Raw genomic sequence first — 17856 nt, forward strand, 5'->3', positions numbered from 1 at the left:
GAACATAAAGAGAACAATGGAGGAGAGGATGATGACCGAAGAATTGGTGCTCTATACGAACCCCCTATCGCGCGGCCGCATCGCCCGCTGGATGCTGGAGGAAGTGGGCGTGCCCTACCGGACCGAAATTCTCGGCTTCGGCACGACGATGAAGGCCGACGGCTACAAGGCGGTCAATCCGATGGGCAAGGTGCCGACGATCGTGCACGGCAACAACGTCGTGACGGAATGCGCCGCGATCTGCGCCTATCTGGCGGATGCCTTCCCCGAAGCCGGCCTCGCCCCGCCGCCCGCCGAACGCGCGAATTATTACCGCTGGCTCTTCTTCGCGGCCGGGCCGGTCGACGCATCCGTCAGCAACAGGGCGCTCGGTTTCGAGGTCCCGAAGGATCGCGAGCGGATGATCGGCTACGGCACCTATGCCGACGTGATCAACACGCTTGAAAAGGCGGTGGAGGCGAACCCCTATATCGCCGGGGACAGGTTCACGGCGGCCGACGTCTATGTCGGCGCCCAGCTCGGCTGGGGCATGCAGTTCGGCACGATCGAGAAGCGTCCCGCTTTCGAGCGGTATTTCGGGCGGCTCGCCTCCCGCGCGGCCGCCATCCGGGCCAACGAGAAGGACAATGCCGCCGCCGCGGAACTGCAGAGCGCAGGATAAAACCCACCCTCATCCGCGATCGGCGGAAAGCATATCTGCAGCAGCCCGCGACGCCGGTCTTTCCGGGTACGGCCAAAGGATAGCAGGCCCACCGGAAGCGGCGGGCCTGCCATCTTGTGATCGGCGATTAGTTTGAAGGAGCGGGCGTCGTGGGTGCCGGCGCGGGTGTCGTCGGCGCAGGCGTGGTCGGCGCGGGCGTGGTCGGCGCGGTCCCCGTGCCGCCAGGCGTGTTGGTGGTCGATCCGGGCCACAGGAAGATCGCAATCAGGATAATGACTATGACCACGATGATGCCGATGACGGCGTTTCTGCTCATGGGGTACTCCCTCCCTCTCGAGACGACAGGCGGCCGATGGAACAATCGCGATCGACCGCTGTTGCAATAGTATGGAACGCAAATCGCGTTTGGGAAGGGGTTGGGAACTCGATTAGCGACGCCCGACGACGGGTCCCCCTGGCAATTCGGGTCATATGCAACGTCGATTTTCACCCCGTGGCGGGATCCCCGCGGCGGTCCATCCGTCGCGAAAAGCCTAGCCGCTCGATACCTGCTCGGCTTTTTCCCTGGATTGGCCTTCAACTGCGTCACGCACGAAAGCACCTTGAGCGCGCAGGGTCGACTGCAACTCCGCGATGTCGACATTGCGCGGCGCCACGCCGCGGTTTGCCGCGATGCCGGCCGCGGCTCCCGCAGCCTGCCCCGTCAGCCAGCACTGCGGAATTTCCCGCATGAAGCCGTGGCTGTTCGCATCGCAGGAGATGTGACGCCCGGCGGCCAGCAATCCGTTCAGCCTGGCCGGCACGAGCGCCCCGTAGGGCACGGAAAGCACCGGAAACTTCGGCGACACCGAAGGACTGACGCCGACCTCGTCGGGCTGGATCGCACCGCTTGACCACTGGCCGCGGTCGATCCGGCCGGCGCCCGCCAGACGTCTCGTATGCCGAACGCCGAGCTGCGGCGCGCTCAGGAGCATGTAAGCCTCCTTGAAGCCCGGCGCATATTTGCGGAAGAACTCGCAATGCGCCTGCATGAACCGATGGGAGCGGATCTCGACTTCCGTGATGTCGTCCACATTGAGCGCCGAGAGGCCCGATTGCCGGGGCCCCAGGAAGAGCGCGATGTCGTTGCGCCAGGAGACGTAGGGCGTCTGGAAGAAACCGAGCTGCTCTCGCCCCATCGCGTTGAAGTCCGCGAAAGCCTGTTCTTCCGTCGCCCGGAAGGTCAGCCACGTCTCCATGTCCACGCCGCCCAGCATGAACCCGGTATTCATGGAGTGATGGACGTCGCCTTCCTCGATATCGGCCTCGAAGCCTGCGCCGGCGCGGGCAAAGATGTCGCCATCGCCGGTACAATCCACGACGACCTTGGCGAGGATACCCTGGCGTCCCTCCTTGCTTTCGAAGATGATCCCCTGGACGGCGCCGTCCTCAACCACCGGGGTCGCCGCCCAGGAGTGGAAAACGATCCTGACGCCTGCCTCGATCAGCATTTCCTGCGAGGTCAGTTTCAGCCTCTCGGGGTCGATCGTCGGCGCCCAGGTGACGATGCCGTGGAAGGCGGATGTGCGCAGCCGCCAGTATTTCGCAAGTTCCGGGTCGCGCACGCCCCAAAGCGTCCTGTCCGGCCCGGCTATGGCATCCGTCGGAAGGCGGCCGATCACCTCCTCGGCAAAACCGCGGATGACCTGGCGTCCGTCCCAGTCGGTCATCCGGTCGATCCAGATCACCACGCCCCCCGTGGAAAGCCCGCCGAGATGATTGTAGCGCTCCAGGACCACGACCTCCGCCCCGGTCCGCGCCGCGGCGAGCGCCGCGGCGGTTCCCGATGGCCCGCCGCCGACGACCAGGACATCGCAGCGATGATAGACGGGGATGTCGCGGGCCTCTTCTCTCAGGACACCCTCGCCGTTGCGACGCGGGAAAACATGCTGCCCCGATTCGAAAATGTCGGAACTCAGAAAGCGGTTCTCGGTCTGACGTATCTCCTTCACCGACACGTTCCGTTCATTCATGGCATCCTCCCTCATCTCTCCCAGCCCGACGGGGCCAGGCGGGATTAAGCCAAGGAAACGAAGTCCGGAAAAGACATCAATAAGCCGATAGAGCTTTCTCGAATCACGATAGATGACGAAGCGGAGCCCTCGGCACAGGTTCTGGACATCTTCCCGGCAGGCGGCGGATCGCAGCGGCGCGCCCCCCATTCCGCATCCGCCGTAAACCCTTCTCCGTTTGGGAAGCCGGCGCGCCCAGCCGATCTCCCCCTTGAGGGGGAGATGCCCGGCAGGGCAGAGGGGGGTGTGGCAAGGCAAATCAAGGCCTTGTCGGAAATCGGCAGCAAAAATCGCTCTTTCTCATCCCCGCCCTCTCGACCCATGCCTACAATCCTCCCGCTTCCGTCGCCGGAGTGTTTCGCGAGACGTTCGCGGGCAGGCGGGGGCCGGCGCTTCCATCGGAACCGTAACGTGCGGGGACGGTGGAAGAGGTGAAAGCCATGGAGAGCGTGTCGAAAGACGGGCTTTCCTATCAAGCCTCCCCCTGGTCGCCAGGCCAGGTTCGGTTGAGCCGTGCAAGTGGCAGGCCTGTCCCGAAAGGACGGGCGCGAACGAAGCCACGCAGCGAGGCGAGATGATCACCTGTAGGGGCCGGAAGCCCCGAGAGAACGCCGAAGGCCACGCGAATGCGGAGCCACATACTAAAATCTACCGAGGTTCCGCATTCGCGTGGGCTCTCCGATCTTTGAAACCACGGCAGGACACTGCGCGGGGACAGTGTCGTTGAAACCCTCAGCCAGGAAGCCCCTATCTGCCCCTTGCGTTCGGCCGCCCCCCTCTGCCCTGCCGGGCATCTCCCCCACAGGTGGGGAGATCACAAACGGCATGGCCTTCCCATCTCACTGAGGACTTGCCGGGTAGAAAGCTTAGTTATTTGGGGAAGCCGGTGCGCCCAGCCGATCTCCCCACCTGTGGGGGAGATGCCCGGCAGGGCAGAGGGGGGCGGAAACGGCACGCCCTCACGCAACCCAACCTCCGATCAACTCCGCAACCCCGGCGCCTCGTATCCCGTGCGCTCGACATATTCGGTATAGCCGCCGTCATAGCGGTGGATGCCGTCGGGCGTCAGTTCGAGCACGCGGTTGGAAAGCTCGGCCAGGAAATGCCGGTCGTGGCTGACGAAGAGCATGGTGCCCTCGTATTCCGAAAGCGCTCCGATCAGCATTTCCTTGGTGTCGAGGTCGAGGTGGTTGGTCGGCTCGTCGAGGACCAGGAAATTCGGCGGATCGAAGAGCATCGCCGCCATGACGAGGCGGGCCTTTTCGCCGCCCGACAGAACCCGGCACTTCTTCTCGACATCGTCGCCGGAAAAGCCGAAGCAGCCGGCGAGCGTGCGCAGCGCCCCCTGGCCCGCCCGCGGAAACTCCGCCTCCAGCCATCCGAAGACGGTGAGGTCGCCGTCGAGCAGGTCCATGGCGTGCTGGGCGAAATAGCCCATCCTGACGCTGGCGCCGAGCGTCACGCTGCCCGCGTCCGGCTCGGTCGCCCCCGCCACAAGCTTCAGGAGCGTCGACTTGCCGGCGCCGTTGATGCCCATGATGCACCAGCGCTCCTTGCGGCGGATCATGAAATCCAGCCCCTCGTAGATCGAACGGCTGCCGTATTTCTTGTGAACGCCCCTCAGGTTCACGACGTCCTCGCCGGAACGCGGCGCCGGCTGGAATTCGAAGGCCACCGACTGGCGGCGGCGCGGCGGCTCGACGCGTTCGATCTTGTCGAGCTTCTTCACCCGGCTCTGCACCTGCGCGGCATGGCTGGCGCGCGCCTTGAAGCGCTCGATGAACTTGATCTCCTTGGCGAGCATGGCCTGCTGGCGCTCGAACTGCGCCTGCTGCTGCTTCTCGTTCTGTGCCCGCTGCTGTTCGTAGAAGCCGTAATCGCCGGAATAGGTGGTGAGCGATCCGGCATCGATCTCGATGATCTTGTTGACGATGCGGTTCATGAACTCGCGGTCGTGCGAGGTCATCAGCAGCGCGCCGTCATAACCCTTGAGGAATTGCTCCAGCCAGATCAGGCTTTCGAGGTCGAGATGGTTCGACGGCTCGTCGAGCAGCATCACGTCCGGGCGCATCAAAAGGATGCGGGCGAGCGCCACGCGCATCTTCCAGCCGCCGGAAAGCTTGCCGACATCGCCGTCCATCATCTCCTGCGTGAAGCTCAAGCCCGCCAGCACCTCGCGCGCCCTGCCCTCCAGGCCGTAGCCGTCGAGCTCCTCGTAACGGGCCTGCACCTCGCCGTAACGCTCGATGATCTGATCCATCTCGTCCATCCGGTCGGGATCGACCATCGCCGCTTCGAGTTCGCGCAGTTCCGCCGCCACCTCGCTTACAGGCCCCGCCCCATCCATCACCTCGGCGACGGCGCTGCGGCCCGCCATCTCGCCGACGTCCTGGTTGAAATAACCGATCGTGACATTCTTTTCCGTGGCGACCTGCCCCTCGTCCGGCACTTCAGCGCCGGTGATCATCCGGAAGAGCGTCGTCTTGCCGGCGCCGTTCGGGCCGACGAGGCCGATCTTCTCGCCGCGGTTCAGCGCCGCCGAGGCCTCGATGTAAAGAATGCGGTGGCTGTTCGACTTGCTGATGTTTTCGATGCGGATCATGGGCGGAAATCTTCGAGGGCGATGGCAACAAAAAAGCCGGATCGTCGCCGACCCGGCTTTTCTATCTCTTGAGCGTGAAGCTTATTCGGCGCTGTCTTCAGCGGCCTTTTTCTTCGGAGCAGCCTTCTTCTTCGGTGCGGCTTCCTCGCCTTCACCGGCGTCGGCAGCTTCGGCCTTGGCGGCAGCCTTCTTCGGAGCGGCCTTCTTCTTGGCCGGCTTCTCGGCGGCTTCCGCGCCGTCTTCGTCTTCGGCCATCAGCTCTTCCTTCGTCACGGTCTTGTCGGTGACCTTGATCTCGGAGAGCAGCTTGTCGACGACCTTCTCCTCGAAGATCGGCGCGCGCAGCGAAGCGGAAGCGCCCGGCGTGTTGCGGAAGAAATCGAGGATTTCCTTCTGCTGGCCCGGGAACTGCTGGAGCTGCGCGTAAAGCGCGCGCTGCATTTCCTCTTCGGTCACTTCGACGCCGGCCTTCTCGCCGATCTCGGAAAGGACGAGGCCGAGACGGACGCGGCGCTCGGCGAGCTTGCGGTAGTCGGCGCGGGCGTCTTCCTCGGTCGTGCCTTCATCCTCGAAGGTCTTGCCGGACTGCTGGAGATCGGTGTTGATCTGGCGCCAGATGTTCTCGAATTCCGCGTCGACCAGGCCCTGCGGGCTCTCGAACTGGTACATTTCGTCGAGCTGGTCGAGGATCTGACGCTTGACCTTCTGGCGGGTGACGTTGCCGTACTGGCTTTCGATCTGGCCGCGGACGATCTCCTTCAGGCGATCGACGGATTCGATGCCGAGCTTGGTGGCAAGCTCGTCGTTGATCTCGAGAGCGGCGGGAGCTGCAACGTCCTTGACGGTGATGTCGAAGGTGGCTTCCTTGCCGGCGAGGTTGGCAGCCGGATAATCGGCCGGGAAGGTCACCGTGATCTGCTTTTCGTCACCGGCCTTGACGCCGACGAGCTGGTCTTCGAAGCCGGGGATGAAACGGCCGGAACCGAGAACCAGTTCGGCATCCTCGGCAGCGCCGCCGTCGAAGGCTTCGCCGTCGACCTTGCCGAGATAGTTCATGGTGACGCGGTCGCCTTCGGCGGCCTTGCCCTTCTTGGTCTCGAAGGTGCGGGCGCTTTCGGCGATCTTCTCGATCTGCTCGTTGACCTCGTCTTCCGAGACTTCGACGACTTCGCGCACGACGGAGATGCTGTCGGTCGACTTCAGGTCGATCTGCGGGATCACTTCATAGGAGAGCGTGAATTCGAAATCGGCCTGGGCGTTCAGGATCTTCTCGGCTTCGGCCTCATCCTCGGTCATCGCGATCGACGGCTGGGTCGCCGACTTCTCGCCGCGTTCGGAAAGGATCTGGCCAGGACGCTCGCGGACGATCTCGTTGACGAGGTCGGCCATGATCGACTTGCCGTACATCTTCCTCAGATGCGCGACCGGTACCTTACCCGGACGGAAACCGTTGATGCGGACCTTGTCCTTGGCGTCGGCGAGGCGCACGTTGAGCTGCGCTTCCATATCCTGCTTCGGGATAACGACCTTGATTTCGCGCTTCAGCCCTTCAGCGAGCGTTTCGGTAACCTGCATTTTCATACCTTCATATCGTGGCGGCGGTGCTCAGACAGCCGTTGGTTTCAATGAGCACATCGCCGGAACTTTTCAGAGACCGGCCGCGGCTTCTAAGAGCGCCGATCCCTCAAACCGAAACCGGCTCGGACCGCACTCCCGGCGGTTCTGGTGCGGGTAGAGAGACTTGAACTCCCACGCCTTGCGGCACCAGAACCTAAATCTGGCGTGTCTACCAATTTCACCATACCCGCGCCCCAACCGCGTCGAAAATCCTCGTGGCCAGAGGCCTTCCGGAGCGCGCGTCTCTATATCACCCGTTTCAGCGCACGCAAAGGGAAAATGACGCTTTTTCGGCACTTCACAGAAACCGCGGGAAATACCGATTATCCAGCAGGATTGACCGCGCATCGGCCTCCCGAACCCGCTTAGCGTTTTATTAAATACTAATGCATAAACTGTATTCGGCTGGGCGATGGAGCCATGCGCGGACCGCATGCCATCCATTCATATATTGCACTGCACAATAACCCTCCAGTTTCATAGTATGCAGTCACGGAGATTGATTGGAACCGTTTTCGATCTCTCCGGTTCGGGCGGGGTGGCAAGCCGCACGGAAATGAAATGCCCTCGGGAGCTTCTCGAGAACAGGAATTCGGGCCGCGCACTCCTCCTCCCAGCGAAGGCCCGATGGGACTGGCGATCCTCCTCCTCCCAAATCGCCGGTCATTACAAATGACGCCCACCGGACCTCCTCCCCCGGTGGGCGTTATTTTTTGATCCGAGCGTCTGCCGATGCCCGCAAATCTGCCTAGCATTTGGCCACCCCTCGCGTAGTAAACAATCTCGTAATGCAGCAAACGCATAGGTGGCATACCGAAAGGGCGCTTTTTCTTTTCGCAGCGCAGCATATATTCACGGTCATGAGATTGAAGTCAGCGCCGCAGGGGCTGCTGGCAAGGACCTAAAGGGACAAGATCATGAACATCGCACAGAAGCTCAACACCTGGCGCAAGTACCGCGAAACCGTCAGCGAACTCGGCCGCATGACCGACCGTGAACTCAGCGACCTCGGCATCGGCCGCGCCGATATCCGCCGCGTCGCCCGCACGGCCGTCGGCTACTAAGCCATTCAAATACAGACGCAATGACCTCCAGAAACGCCTCCCCTCGGGGAGGCGTTTTTCTTTTTGTTTGCATAAAGCTTCCTATTCAAGTCTGCCGATTTTTCAGGCTCAGCCACAAAATTCATCAACCTCCTGCACATTTGCATGGCAGTCGCATATTTTTTGCACTGCACTTCTTTATTATGCGGTTGTATAAGACGGCCATCGCTGATGACGACAGAGCATCAGGACAATTCTTGAGGAAACAACCATGAACCCGATCCGTATCGCTAAGAACTGGATCAGCTACCGCCGCACGATGAACGAGCTTGGCAACCTTTCCAACCAGGCCCTCAACGACATCGGTCTGACCCGCTACGACATCCGCAACATCGCGGCCCGTTCCTTCCGCTAATCCGCTCTCGCAGCGGACCGCGCGGCATAAAACCGCTGCAGCCGGCAGGATGAGGACATCCAAGGACGTATCAAAGGCACCTTTTCAGGTGCCTTTTTGATTCCAGGCCATTTTTTTGATTCCTAGCCATTTTTGCTTCCGGCCCATTTTTGATTCCGGTTCCGCGAGCAGCGTGATAATGAGCCGGCCATGAGCAACAACTCCCTTTCTCCCATCCATATCGTCGGCGGCGGACTCGCCGGTTCGGAAGCCGCCTGGCAGATCGCTTCGGCCAGCGTCCCGGTGATCCTGCATGAAATGCGCGGCGTGCGCGGCACCGACGCCCACAAGACCGACGGGCTTGCCGAACTCGTCTGCTCCAATTCCTTCCGGTCCGACGATGCGACGGCGAATGCGGTCGGCGTCATCCATGCCGAGATGCGGCTTGCCGGTTCGCTGATCATGGCTTCCGCGGACCGCAACCAGGTGCCGGCCGGCGGCGCGCTTGCGGTCGACCGCGACGGCTTTTCCGACGCCGTCACCGAAGCGATCGAGAAGCATCCGCTGATCACCGTGGTGCGCGAGGAGATCCAGGGCCTGCCGCCGAAGGATTGGGATCTGGCGATCATCGCCACCGGCCCCCTCACCTCGCCGTCGCTCGCAGCCGCGATCCAGGCAGAGACCGGCGAGGATTCACTCGCCTTCTTCGACGCGATCGCGCCGATCGTGCATCGCGATTCGATCGACATGGGCATCTGCTGGTACCAGTCGCGCTACGACAAGGTCGGTCCCGGCGGCACCGGCAAGGACTATATCAACTGCCCGATGGACGAAGCGCAGTACAATGCCTTCGTCGATGCGCTGATCGCCGGCGACACGGTCGGCTTCAAGGAATGGGAAGGCACGCCCTATTTCGACGGCTGCCTGCCGATCGAGGTGATGGCGGAGCGGGGTCGCGAGACGCTGAGGCACGGGCCCATGAAGCCGATGGGCCTCACCAACGCCCATAACCCGACGGTCAAGCCCTATGCGGTCGTGCAGCTGCGCCAGGACAACGCGCTCGGCACGCTCTACAACATGGTCGGTTTCCAGACGAAGCTGAAATACGGCACGCAAGCGGAAATCTTCCGGATGATCCCGGGCCTGCAGAATGCGGAATTCGCCCGGCTCGGCGGCCTGCACCGCAACACCTATATCCATTCACCGGTCCTGCTCGACAGGACGCTGACGCTCAAAAGCCGGCCGGGCCTGCGTTTCGCCGGCCAGATCACCGGCTGCGAAGGTTATGTGGAAAGTGCCGCGATCGGGCTGCTTGCCGGCCGCTTCGCCGCCGCAGAGCGCAAGGGCGAGCCGCTCATCGCCCCGCCCGCCACGACCGCTTTCGGCTCGCTGCTCGGGCATATCACCGGCGGGCATCTCGTTTCTGAAGACGAGCCGGGCAAGCGCTCCTTTCAGCCGATGAACGTCAATTTCGGACTGTTTCCCGAACTGGAGCCGGGCTCGATCGTCAAACCGGAGGGCGTCAAGCGCTTCCGCGGCAAGGACAAGTCGGTGATGAAGCGGCAGCTGCTCGCCGCCCGGGCGCTCGATGATTGCGCTAGGTGGCTCGGTCGGGAGTGATCCCGTCGGAGAAGGTCTCCGCCTTGTGCTCGTCAACTTCGCGATCGGCGACGTTGACGTAGTTGTCGAGCAGCCAGAGGGAAACCTCGGCGGCCTCCTTCTCGGTCGCGAAGACGAAGGTGCCGTTCTGGCTGGGGGCATCCAGAAACTCGACGGAAAAACCCCTGGCATTCGGCAGAGGCATGACGCGCACGCGGCCCGGTTCGATCAGATGGCAGGCGTAATGGTTGCGATGGCTGCGCATGAAGCCGGCCTTGTTATCGTGCAGGCGAACAAAGATCGCCTCGCCGTCGGCCGTCGTATGCAGGCTGCGGATCGCCTCCTCCGGAAAGGCGCGGCCGAATTCCAGGATGGCAAGTCCCGTATCGTGACGGTTGCCTCCCTGGTCCTTGCCGGCCAGCCGTGTGACGTAATAGGCGAGCACCACGAGGAGCCCTAGGATGATCGACCAGACGATGACGGGGCTCACACCGCTTCTCCTTTGATGCGCCTGCCTCTGCCTATGGCGTTCTAGCCGACGAGCCTTGCGCGAATTTGGCGTCCCGTCAAAAACGGCGGGTGACGGCGGCCTTCAGGAGCCTCAGTTGACGCCGCCATTGCGGCGGTTGAAGGGCCGTGTCGAGTACCGCGGCGCCCGCTCGCGCGGCACGGCGCAGCACCGGTTCGGCAAGCGCCACCGGCAGGAAGGCCGGGAAGACGGCCGCCGGGACGGAGCCCGTCCTGCGCGCCTTGGCGAGATGTTCGAGCCCAAGCCCGGCAAAGGCCTCGATCGCCGCGGAAATGCGGAGCGTATCCTCTCCCTTGAGAAATGCGTCGCGGTCGAGGCCGGTTGCGGAGAGGATATCGAGCGGCAGGTAGAGCTGGTGGCGGCGGCGGTGGATCGGCATCAAAAGCAGGAAACCGGCGATCGCCTGTGCCACGCCGGCATGGCCGGCTGCCTCCGCTGAACGAGCGGCATCCCCGGCATCGAGGATCAGGCTCGCGAGCTGGATCAGCGCCGATGCGGTTTCGCCGGCATAGCCCTCCAGCGCGTTGCGGTCGGCAAGCGGATCGTCATAAAGATCAAAGATCCGTGCTTCGGTCATGTCGACGAGCGTCTGGCGGGGAAGCCGGTAGGTCTCGACCGCGTTCAGCAGGCCGGCGGCGATCGGGTTGCCCGAACCGTCGCCACGGGCGTTGCCTTCCAGGAGATCGCGCCACCACTGCAGGCGGATTTCGCCGGGCAGCGGCTCGCGCACCACGTCGCGCACCCGGGCGATCTCGGCATTGAACGCGTAGAGGGCGGCGAGTGCGCCGCGCTTGTCGGCCGGCGACAGCAGGCAGGCGAGATAGCGGTCGCGGTCGGTCTCCCTCAGCGTCGCGAGGCAGATATCGCCGGTGTCCTGCAGGGTATCGGACATGTCAAACCGCGATGAGGGCGGCCGCGACGGCGCGCGATTCGGCAAGCATGATGTTGAAGGTGCGCACCGCAGCTCCCGTGCCCATCGGGTCGGAAGCGATGCCCCTCGCCTTCAGCGCCGCTTTCAGATCGGCCGGGATCGGCTTCAGATTGGCGCCGGTGCCGACCAGCAGCACCTCGATCTCTCCCGCCTCGGCGAGTATCTTGGAAAAGGCCGCGACCGTCAGCGGATCGCCTTCCTGCATGTCCCAGCCATGGATGCCGGAGGGCAGGCAGAGCAGCGAGCCGCGATGCGACATGTCGGCGAAACGGAAGCCGCCATTGCCATAGGCATCGATCGGCGCGCGACCGGGAAAATGGGCTTCGCGGATTTCGATGCCTTTCGCCATGATCGCTCGCTCTCTTGAAAAAGTTTCGGGCCGGACGATCCGGCCCTCCAAAGATCTAACGGGGCCACGCCTGGCGTGTTCCCGCGTGTCGATCAGGCTTCGGTCTTGACCGGTTCGCCCTTGACACGGACTTCCGCGATATAGGCGCGCATGGCGCGGATCTTCACGCCTTCGGCGATCTCGACCTCCAGTTCGGCGTCGTCGACCACCTTCGTGACCTTGCCGGTGATGCCGCCGCCGAGCACGACCTGGTCGCCGCGGCGGATATTGGCAAGCGTCTCGGCACGCTTCTTCTGCTGGGCGCGCTGCGGCCGGATCAGGAAGAAGTACCAGACCACCATGAGGGGTGCGAAGAGGAAAAGCATCTCGAGGCCGGAGCCGAATGCGGAGGCTCCGGGTGCGGCGCCTTCGGCCTGGGCGAATGCTTCAGTAATGAACATCGACAACTCCTAAGATTAGCGGAGACGTCGAAGCCCCCGTTTCAAGCCGCCGGAATATAGTTGTGATAGGCCGGAATGCAACAGAAACACGTGCCTCCCGTACCAAATCCACGGTTCTCAGGCTTTTGATACACAAACGAGCATGTTACCGCACCGGAAAACGGCTCCAGACGGGCCGAAAGGACCGGAGAAACACCATGAGCGACGATTTCAACACCCAGATCCTGGCAGAAGTCCGCAGGCTCGCGGACGCGCTCGAACGCCTCGCCGGCCCGCCGCCTGCGGTCAACGACTGGGGTGCGGCGGACTGTTTCGTGTGGGTGCCGGCAAACCGGCATCTTGCGCCCGTGCCGCGCCCGAACCGCGTCGCGCTCAAACTGATCCGCGGCGTCGACCACGTGCGCGACATCCTGCAGGAGAACACGCAACGCTTCGCGGAAGGCTTCCCTGCCAACAACGTGCTTCTGTGGGGTGCCCGCGGCATGGGCAAGTCCTCGCTCGTCAAGGCGGTGCATGAGGACGTGCGTGCCGCAACCGGCGTCTTGCTGAAACTCGTCGAGGTGCATCGCGAGGACATCTCCTCGCTGCCCGACCTCCTCGACATCCTGAAGGCGTCCGGCCACCGGGTCATCGTCTTCTGCGACGACCTCTCCTTCGACCATGACGACACCGCCTACAAATCGCTGAAGGCCGCACTCGACGGCGGCATCGAGGGCCGGCCGGACAACGTGCTCTTCTATGCGACGTCCAACCGGCGCCACCTCCTGCCGCGCAACATGATCGAGAACGAGCAGTCGACGGCGATCAATCCGTCGGAGGCAGTCGAGGAGAAGGTGTCGCTGTCCGACCGATTCGGGCTCTGGCTCGGCTTCCACAAATGCGGCCAGGAGGACTACCTGACGATGATCGACGGTTATGCCGATCACTTCGATCTCGGCCTCGCCAGCGGGATAGATCGGGAGACGTTGCACCGCGAAGCGCTCGAATGGGCGACAACGCGCGGGGGGCGTTCGGGCCGCGTCGCCTGGCAGTATATCCAGGACCTCGCCGGCCGGCTCAGGAAGCCGCTCGACAAGGACTAGAACCAAAAGAAGCAGGATGCAAAAAAGCCCGGCAATGCCGGGCTTTTTCGTCGTCCCCTTGAAAACGCACTACTCTATTCAAGGAAGGTGATCGGGTTGACCGGGGTCGCGTCCTTGCGGACTTCGAAATGGACCTGTGGGCGCTTGGCGTCGCCGCTCATGCCGGACGAGGCGAGCGTCTGACCGCGCGTGACCTTCTGGCCGCGGGTGACGTTGATGCTGCCCGCGTGCCCGTAGACGGTGACCTTGCCGTCGTCGTGACGGACCAGAACCGTATTGCCGAGCTGCTTCAGGCCGTTGCCGGCATAGATGACCACGCCGTTCTCGGCGGCCTTGATCGGCGTTCCTTCCGGAACCGAGATGTCGATGCCGTCGTTGCGGTTGCCGTCGACGTTCTGACCGTAGCCCGCGATGACCGCACCGTTGACGGGCCAGCGGTATTTGCCGATGCCGGTGGACTGCGGCGCCACGGCGGCAACGTCCGCCTTCTTCTCGACTTCCGAGATGGAGGCCGTTTCGGCGGCGACCTTGGCTGCGGCGGGAGCGGAGGCCTGAACGACCGGGGCCGCGGCAGATGCAGCGGGCTTCGGCGTCGCGGCCGGCTTCTCGACCGGCTGCTGCGGAATGGAGGCGGTCTTGACCGTATCGGCGGGGGCGGCACCACCCTTCGCGACCTTCAGCGTCTGGCCCACACGAATGCCGCCGCTCGTCAGGTTGTTGGCCGCCTTGAGCTGGTCGACCGACGTGCCGGTTTCGCGGGCGATCTTGGTGAGCGTGTCGCCGGGCTTGACCGTATAGGTGTCGCCGAGCGGCTTGCCGCCCGCAGGCGGCGTGATCCTGGCGGGTTCGGCAAGCGCCTTGTCACGCGCAGGCGTCGGCAGGACTGCGACCTTCTGCTCGGGCTCGCGGGCGGGCGCCGGAACCTTGTTCTGCAGATCGATGTCGCCGGCCGCGGTCTTTGCGGAGTTGCGGGCAGGACCGAAAGTCGGGATCACGACGGACTGGCCGGCCGCGATCGCGCCGCCGTTTGCCTTGAGGATTTCCTTTTCCGGAACGCCATAACGCTTCGAAAGCGTCGAAGCCGTCTCACCCGGCCTCAGCGTCACCCTCGGCGCGTTGACCGTCGACCAGCCGGACATCGGCGCCGCCTGGGGGGCCTGGGACCTGACCGTGCCGGTGACGACGTCGTCGCCCGCGGTCCGTGGGGCGGACGGAGCCGAAAGCGTGGATCCGCCCTGGCGGCCCGGGAACGGCTGGGCAATCGCTTCACGCCGGGTCGCCGGGTCGTCACCCATCGACGGCGCGCTGCGCGAGGCGCTCATGCCGGACGGCGCTGCGAGTTCCGAACGCTGGACGGAGACGGGTGCGGAAGCGGCGCGGGCGGGCGATGCGTAACCGCCGGAATTGGCGGCGGGATAAGGCTGAGCCATCGCGGCGCCGCGCGAGCCGTAGTCGTTCTGCGGGATCGGAGGCAGGGCCTGACCGTTGCCGAGGTCGGCTTGCGGCGTCGGCGCCTGGCCGTAAGCACCACTTCCCTGGCGCTGCGGGATCGAGGCCGTCGTGATATTGTCGGAGCTGGAGAAGAGGCCCGAAAAGCGCGTCGCATCCGAGCTGCACCCCGTCGCAACGCTTGCGAGAAGTGCCGCCACAGCGAGCTTGGCAACAGATTTTCCAGACTTGGGGAGACTCTTCATACGCATGACTCGACCTACAGATACGCAACCATCGTGTGAGTCATTAAAACGCGTTAGTCTTACCGCCCGGTTAAAGCGGCTGCATTGCTCCGAATTTTTTGGCAAATTGATAACCATGACTCGCGGGAAAGCCCGGGAGATAGGGAACAAAGGCCCTATAACGCCGCAGCGATATGCGGGACGATCGGCAGATAGGGAACGGTGAAGAGGTCTTCGCGCTCGAATCGGCTGCCGGTCTTCGTCAGCCGCACCATCATGCAGGTCTCTTCCTCGATCATCAGCGGCGCCACCATCGAGCCGCCATGGGTCAGCTGCTCGGCATAGAAGCGCGGCAGGGACGGAAAGGCCGCCGTCACGAAAATGCGGTCGAACGTTCCCTCACCCGGCATGCCGTTGCTGCCGTCCGCCTGACGCACGACGACATTGCGAAGCCCGAGGGCATCGACGCGGTTCTGGGCGGCGGCGGCGAGCGTGCGGTAGCGCTCGACGGTCAATACCCGCTCTGCGATTCGGGCAATGACGGCGCCGGTAAAGCCGCTGCCCGTGCCGATTTCCAGCACCCGGTGACCGGGCTTCACCTGAAGGCGATGAAGGAGCCGCACCGCTAGATCGGCCCCCTCCATGAAGGACCCGCAATCGATCGGGACGGTGCGGCTGGAATAGGCCTCCTCGGCGAGCGGTGCGGGCACGAATTGCGAGCGCGGGGTCTGCTCGACGGCCGTCAAAAGGTCGAGGTCGGAAATGCCTTCCGACCGGAGCCGCAACACCAGCGCCGCAAAACCTTCCTTTTCGACCATGCCCGATTTCAATCGGCCGCTCCGAATCCCAGTGCCTTCGCTACCCGATCCTGAACCGAATAGTCGGTCAGGTCCAGCTTCAACGGAGTCACCGAGATCTTGTTTTCCTTCAGCGCCCGGATGTCCGTGCCATCGCGGAAGTGCCCTTTGCGGTCACCGAAGCGGAGCCAGTAGTAGGGACGGCCGCGGCCGTCCTCGCGGGCGTCGATCGTCAGGCCGAAATCGAGCTTGCCTTGCGAGGTCACTTCCACGCCCTGCACGTCTTTCGGCTCGCAACTCGGGAAATTGAGGTTGAGGAACGTGCCGTCCGGCAATTCCACGTCGCTCAGCTTGCGAATCAGATCCGGCGCGTAAGTCTCGGCGACTTCCCAGGGCGCGTAGCGGGCGCCGTTTTCACGACGGACGGCCTGGCTCAGCGCAAAGGACCGGACACCCTGGATAGTGCCTTCGATCGCGCCGGCAATCGTGCCGGAATAGGTGACGTCGTCGGCCATGTTGGCGCCGTCGTTGACGCCCGAAAGCACGAGATCCGGCTTTTCCGGCAGGATTTCCCGGATGCCCATGATGACGCAGTCGGTCGGCGTGCCGCGCAGCGCGAAATGCTTGTCGCCGACCTGGCGGAGCCGAAGCGGCTCGGAAAGCGTCAGCGAATGGGCAAGGCCGCTCTGGTCGGTCTCCGGCGCGACGATCCAGACATCGTCCGAAAGCGCCCTCGCGATGCGTTCCAGCACTGCGAGGCCTTCGGCGTGGATGCCGTCGTCATTGGTCAGCAATATTCTCATCAGGCGGCCCGCTCAATTTTCGTGAGACCGCCCATATACGGCAGGAGCGCGTCCGGAATTGTGACCGAACCGTCTTCGTTCAGGTAGTTTTCCATGATCGCGATGAGGCAGCGGCCGACCGCGACGCCCGAACCGTTCAGCGTGTGGACGAATTTCAGGTTCTTGTCGTCCTTGACGCGATAGCGCGCATTCATGCGGCGCGCCTGGAAATCGCCGCAGACGGAGCAGGACGAGATTTCGCGATAGGTATCCTGACCCGGCAGCCAGACCTCGATGTCGTAAGTCTTGCGCGCGCCAAAACCCATGTCGCCGGTCGAGAGTGTCATGGTGCGGAAATGCAGGCCGAGGCGTTTCAAAACGTTCTCGGCGCATTCGGTCATCCGCTCGTGCTCGGCGATCGACGTCTCCTGATCGGTGATCGACACGAGTTCGCATTTCCAGAACTGATGCTGGCGCAACATGCCGCGCGTATCGCGGCCGGCCGAACCCGCTTCCGAGCGGAAAGACGGCGTAAGCGCGGTGAAGCGCAGAGGCAGCTTTTCCTGCTCAAGCACCTCTCCGGCAACGAGATTGGTAAGCGTCACTTCGGCCGTCGGGATCAGCCAGCGGCCATCCGTCGTGCGGAACAGGTCCTCGGCGAATTTCGGCAGCTGGCCGGTGCCGTACATGGCCTCGTCGCGTACCATCAGCGGTGACGAGACCTCCGTATAGCCGTGCTCGGTCGTGTGCATGTCGAGCATGAACTGGCCGAGCGCGCGTTCGAGCCTGGCGAGCTGACCGGTCAGGACCGTGAAGCGAGCGCCGGAAAGCTTTGCGGCGCGCTCGAAATCCATAAGCCCGAGCGCTTCGCCGATCTCGAAATGCTCCTTCGCGGCATGATTCCAGCGCGGCTTTTCGCCGACGACGTGTTTCACAACGTTGTCGTGCTCGTCCTTGCCGACCGGCACGTCATCCAACGGAATGTTCGGGATGCGCGACAGGGCATCATCGAGCGCGGCGACGGCCTCGCGCTCCTCCTGCTCGGCAGCGGGCAGCGTGTCCTTGATCCGGGCGACCTCGGCCTTCAGCTTCTCGGCGAGCTCGCTGTTCTTCTGGGCCATGGCCGCGCCGATCTCCTTGGAGGCGGCGTTGCGGCGGGACTGCATGTCCTGGAGCTTCTGGATGACGGAGCGGCGCTTGTCGTCCAGCGCCACAAGGGTTGCCGCCATGGGCTCGGCGCCACGCTTCTTCAGCGCTTCGTCGAGAGCCCCTTCGTTTTCACGTATCCACTTGATATCGAGCATTG

17 protein-coding genes and 1 tRNA gene are annotated in these 17856 nt (G+C 63.5%); 5 read left to right on the top strand and 13 right to left on the bottom strand.

The window, feature by feature from the left end; translation table 11 throughout:
* Window positions 1-31: 31 nt before the first annotated feature.
* On the top strand, window positions 32-661 hold the full coding sequence (locus QTA58_RS22210; RefSeq protein WP_289670868.1) for a glutathione S-transferase family protein: 630 nt from the start codon (window positions 32-34) through the stop codon (window positions 659-661).
* 127 nt (window positions 662-788) lie between these two features.
* On the opposite strand, the gene QTA58_RS22215 is transcribed toward QTA58_RS22210, so the two are convergent.
* The 5 genes from QTA58_RS22215 to QTA58_RS22235 form a co-directional block, all read right to left on the bottom strand.
* On the bottom strand, window positions 789-977 hold the full coding sequence (locus QTA58_RS22215; protein ID WP_085424172.1) for a hypothetical protein: 189 nt from the start codon (window positions 975-977) through the stop codon (window positions 789-791).
* A 217-nt stretch (window positions 978-1194) separates the two neighbouring features.
* Window positions 1195-2673 carry an FAD-dependent oxidoreductase gene (locus QTA58_RS22220; protein ID WP_289670869.1) on the bottom strand — a complete coding sequence of 493 codons (1479 nt, stop codon included), beginning with the start codon at window positions 2671-2673 and terminating at the stop codon, window positions 1195-1197.
* A gap of 1018 nt (window positions 2674-3691) precedes the next feature.
* The gene (locus QTA58_RS22225; RefSeq protein WP_085424171.1) at window positions 3692-5314 is read right to left on the bottom strand and encodes an ABC-F family ATP-binding cassette domain-containing protein; all 1623 of its coding nucleotides are present in this window, start codon (window positions 5312-5314) and stop codon (window positions 3692-3694) included.
* Window positions 5315-5395: 81 nt separating this feature from the next.
* The gene (gene tig, locus QTA58_RS22230; protein WP_289670870.1) at window positions 5396-6889 is read right to left on the bottom strand and encodes a trigger factor; all 1494 of its coding nucleotides are present in this window, start codon (window positions 6887-6889) and stop codon (window positions 5396-5398) included.
* A gap of 148 nt (window positions 6890-7037) precedes the next feature.
* A tRNA-Leu gene (locus QTA58_RS22235) sits at window positions 7038-7122 on the bottom strand.
* A gap of 726 nt (window positions 7123-7848) precedes the next feature.
* On the opposite strand from QTA58_RS22235, the gene QTA58_RS22240 reads away from it, so the two are divergent.
* The 3 genes from QTA58_RS22240 to trmFO all read left to right on the top strand — a co-directional run bounded on the left by QTA58_RS22240 (window position 7849) and on the right by trmFO (window position 9988).
* Window positions 7849-7995 carry a DUF1127 domain-containing protein gene (locus tag QTA58_RS22240; RefSeq protein ID WP_085424169.1) on the top strand — a complete coding sequence of 49 codons (147 nt, stop codon included), beginning with the start codon at window positions 7849-7851 and terminating at the stop codon, window positions 7993-7995.
* A gap of 250 nt (window positions 7996-8245) precedes the next feature.
* The gene (locus QTA58_RS22245) at window positions 8246-8389 is read left to right on the top strand and encodes a DUF1127 domain-containing protein (protein ID WP_085424168.1); all 144 of its coding nucleotides are present in this window, start codon (window positions 8246-8248) and stop codon (window positions 8387-8389) included.
* Between the two features lie 189 nt (window positions 8390-8578).
* Window positions 8579-9988: a methylenetetrahydrofolate--tRNA-(uracil(54)-C(5))-methyltransferase (FADH(2)-oxidizing) TrmFO gene (gene trmFO, locus QTA58_RS22250; protein WP_289670872.1), complete on the top strand. Its 1410-nt coding sequence runs from the start codon at window positions 8579-8581 to the stop codon at window positions 9986-9988.
* On the opposite strand, the gene QTA58_RS22255 is transcribed toward trmFO, so the two are convergent.
* The 4 genes from QTA58_RS22255 to yajC form a co-directional block, all read right to left on the bottom strand.
* Entirely contained in the window at window positions 9966-10457 is a 492-nt protein-coding gene (locus tag QTA58_RS22255; protein WP_085424166.1) for a hypothetical protein, read from the bottom strand. The genes trmFO and QTA58_RS22255 overlap by 23 nt on opposite strands.
* 76 nt (window positions 10458-10533) lie before the next feature.
* Window positions 10534-11388: a phytoene/squalene synthase family protein gene (locus tag QTA58_RS22260; protein WP_289670874.1), complete on the bottom strand. Its 855-nt coding sequence runs from the start codon at window positions 11386-11388 to the stop codon at window positions 10534-10536.
* Between the two features lies 1 nt (window position 11389).
* On the bottom strand, window positions 11390-11776 hold the full coding sequence (locus QTA58_RS22265) for an Mth938-like domain-containing protein (protein ID WP_289670876.1): 387 nt from the start codon (window positions 11774-11776) through the stop codon (window positions 11390-11392).
* Between the two features lie 92 nt (window positions 11777-11868).
* The gene (yajC, locus tag QTA58_RS22270) at window positions 11869-12216 is read right to left on the bottom strand and encodes a preprotein translocase subunit YajC (RefSeq protein WP_085424163.1); all 348 of its coding nucleotides are present in this window, start codon (window positions 12214-12216) and stop codon (window positions 11869-11871) included.
* A gap of 197 nt (window positions 12217-12413) precedes the next feature.
* On the opposite strand from yajC, the gene QTA58_RS22275 reads away from it, so the two are divergent.
* Window positions 12414-13298 carry an ATP-binding protein gene (locus tag QTA58_RS22275; RefSeq protein ID WP_085424162.1) on the top strand — a complete coding sequence of 295 codons (885 nt, stop codon included), beginning with the start codon at window positions 12414-12416 and terminating at the stop codon, window positions 13296-13298.
* Window positions 13299-13372: 74 nt separating this feature from the next.
* Here the strand turns inward: QTA58_RS22275 and QTA58_RS22280 are convergent, their stop codons facing one another.
* The 4 genes from QTA58_RS22280 to serS form a co-directional block, all read right to left on the bottom strand.
* Window positions 13373-14998: a peptidoglycan DD-metalloendopeptidase family protein gene (locus tag QTA58_RS22280; RefSeq protein WP_289670878.1), complete on the bottom strand. Its 1626-nt coding sequence runs from the start codon at window positions 14996-14998 to the stop codon at window positions 13373-13375.
* Window positions 14999-15147: 149 nt separating this feature from the next.
* Window positions 15148-15801: a protein-L-isoaspartate(D-aspartate) O-methyltransferase gene (locus QTA58_RS22285; protein WP_289670880.1), complete on the bottom strand. Its 654-nt coding sequence runs from the start codon at window positions 15799-15801 to the stop codon at window positions 15148-15150.
* Window positions 15798-16571: a 5'/3'-nucleotidase SurE gene (surE, locus tag QTA58_RS22290; RefSeq protein WP_289670882.1), complete on the bottom strand. Its 774-nt coding sequence runs from the start codon at window positions 16569-16571 to the stop codon at window positions 15798-15800. Before surE ends, QTA58_RS22285 begins: the two co-directional genes overlap by 4 nt.
* Window positions 16571-17854: a serine--tRNA ligase gene (gene serS / locus QTA58_RS22295; protein ID WP_085424158.1), complete on the bottom strand. Its 1284-nt coding sequence runs from the start codon at window positions 17852-17854 to the stop codon at window positions 16571-16573. Before serS ends, surE begins: the two co-directional genes overlap by 1 nt.
* Between the last annotated feature and the right edge of the window lie 2 nt (window positions 17855-17856).

The organism is Neorhizobium sp. CSC1952 (assembly GCF_030378245.1).
GTDB classification, from domain to species: domain Bacteria; phylum Pseudomonadota; class Alphaproteobacteria; order Rhizobiales; family Rhizobiaceae; genus Neorhizobium; species Neorhizobium oryzae_A.

Excerpts from the sequence above, each read along its gene's own strand:
- QTA58_RS22210 (WP_289670868.1), top strand. The coding sequence starts at position 32 with ATGACCGAAGAATTGGTGCTCTATACGAACCCCCTATCGCGCGGCCGC.
- QTA58_RS22215 (WP_085424172.1), bottom strand. The coding sequence starts at position 977 with ATGAGCAGAAACGCCGTCATCGGCATCATCGTGGTCATAGTCATTATC.
- QTA58_RS22220 (WP_289670869.1), bottom strand. The coding sequence starts at position 2,673 with ATGAATGAACGGAACGTGTCGGTGAAGGAGATACGTCAGACCGAGAAC.
- QTA58_RS22225 (WP_085424171.1), bottom strand. The coding sequence starts at position 5,314 with ATGATCCGCATCGAAAACATCAGCAAGTCGAACAGCCACCGCATTCTT.
- tig (WP_289670870.1), bottom strand. The coding sequence starts at position 6,889 with ATGCAGGTTACCGAAACGCTCGCTGAAGGGCTGAAGCGCGAAATCAAG.
- QTA58_RS22240 (WP_085424169.1), top strand. The coding sequence starts at position 7,849 with ATGAACATCGCACAGAAGCTCAACACCTGGCGCAAGTACCGCGAAACC.
- QTA58_RS22245 (WP_085424168.1), top strand. The coding sequence starts at position 8,246 with ATGAACCCGATCCGTATCGCTAAGAACTGGATCAGCTACCGCCGCACG.
- trmFO (WP_289670872.1), top strand. The coding sequence starts at position 8,579 with ATGAGCAACAACTCCCTTTCTCCCATCCATATCGTCGGCGGCGGACTC.
- QTA58_RS22260 (WP_289670874.1), bottom strand. The coding sequence starts at position 11,388 with ATGTCCGATACCCTGCAGGACACCGGCGATATCTGCCTCGCGACGCTG.
- QTA58_RS22265 (WP_289670876.1), bottom strand. The coding sequence starts at position 11,776 with ATGGCGAAAGGCATCGAAATCCGCGAAGCCCATTTTCCCGGTCGCGCG.
- yajC (WP_085424163.1), bottom strand. The coding sequence starts at position 12,216 with ATGTTCATTACTGAAGCATTCGCCCAGGCCGAAGGCGCCGCACCCGGA.
- QTA58_RS22275 (WP_085424162.1), top strand. The coding sequence starts at position 12,414 with ATGAGCGACGATTTCAACACCCAGATCCTGGCAGAAGTCCGCAGGCTC.
- QTA58_RS22280 (WP_289670878.1), bottom strand. The coding sequence starts at position 14,998 with ATGCGTATGAAGAGTCTCCCCAAGTCTGGAAAATCTGTTGCCAAGCTC.
- surE (WP_289670882.1), bottom strand. The coding sequence starts at position 16,571 with ATGAGAATATTGCTGACCAATGACGACGGCATCCACGCCGAAGGCCTC.
- serS (WP_085424158.1), bottom strand. The coding sequence starts at position 17,854 with ATGCTCGATATCAAGTGGATACGTGAAAACGAAGGGGCTCTCGACGAA.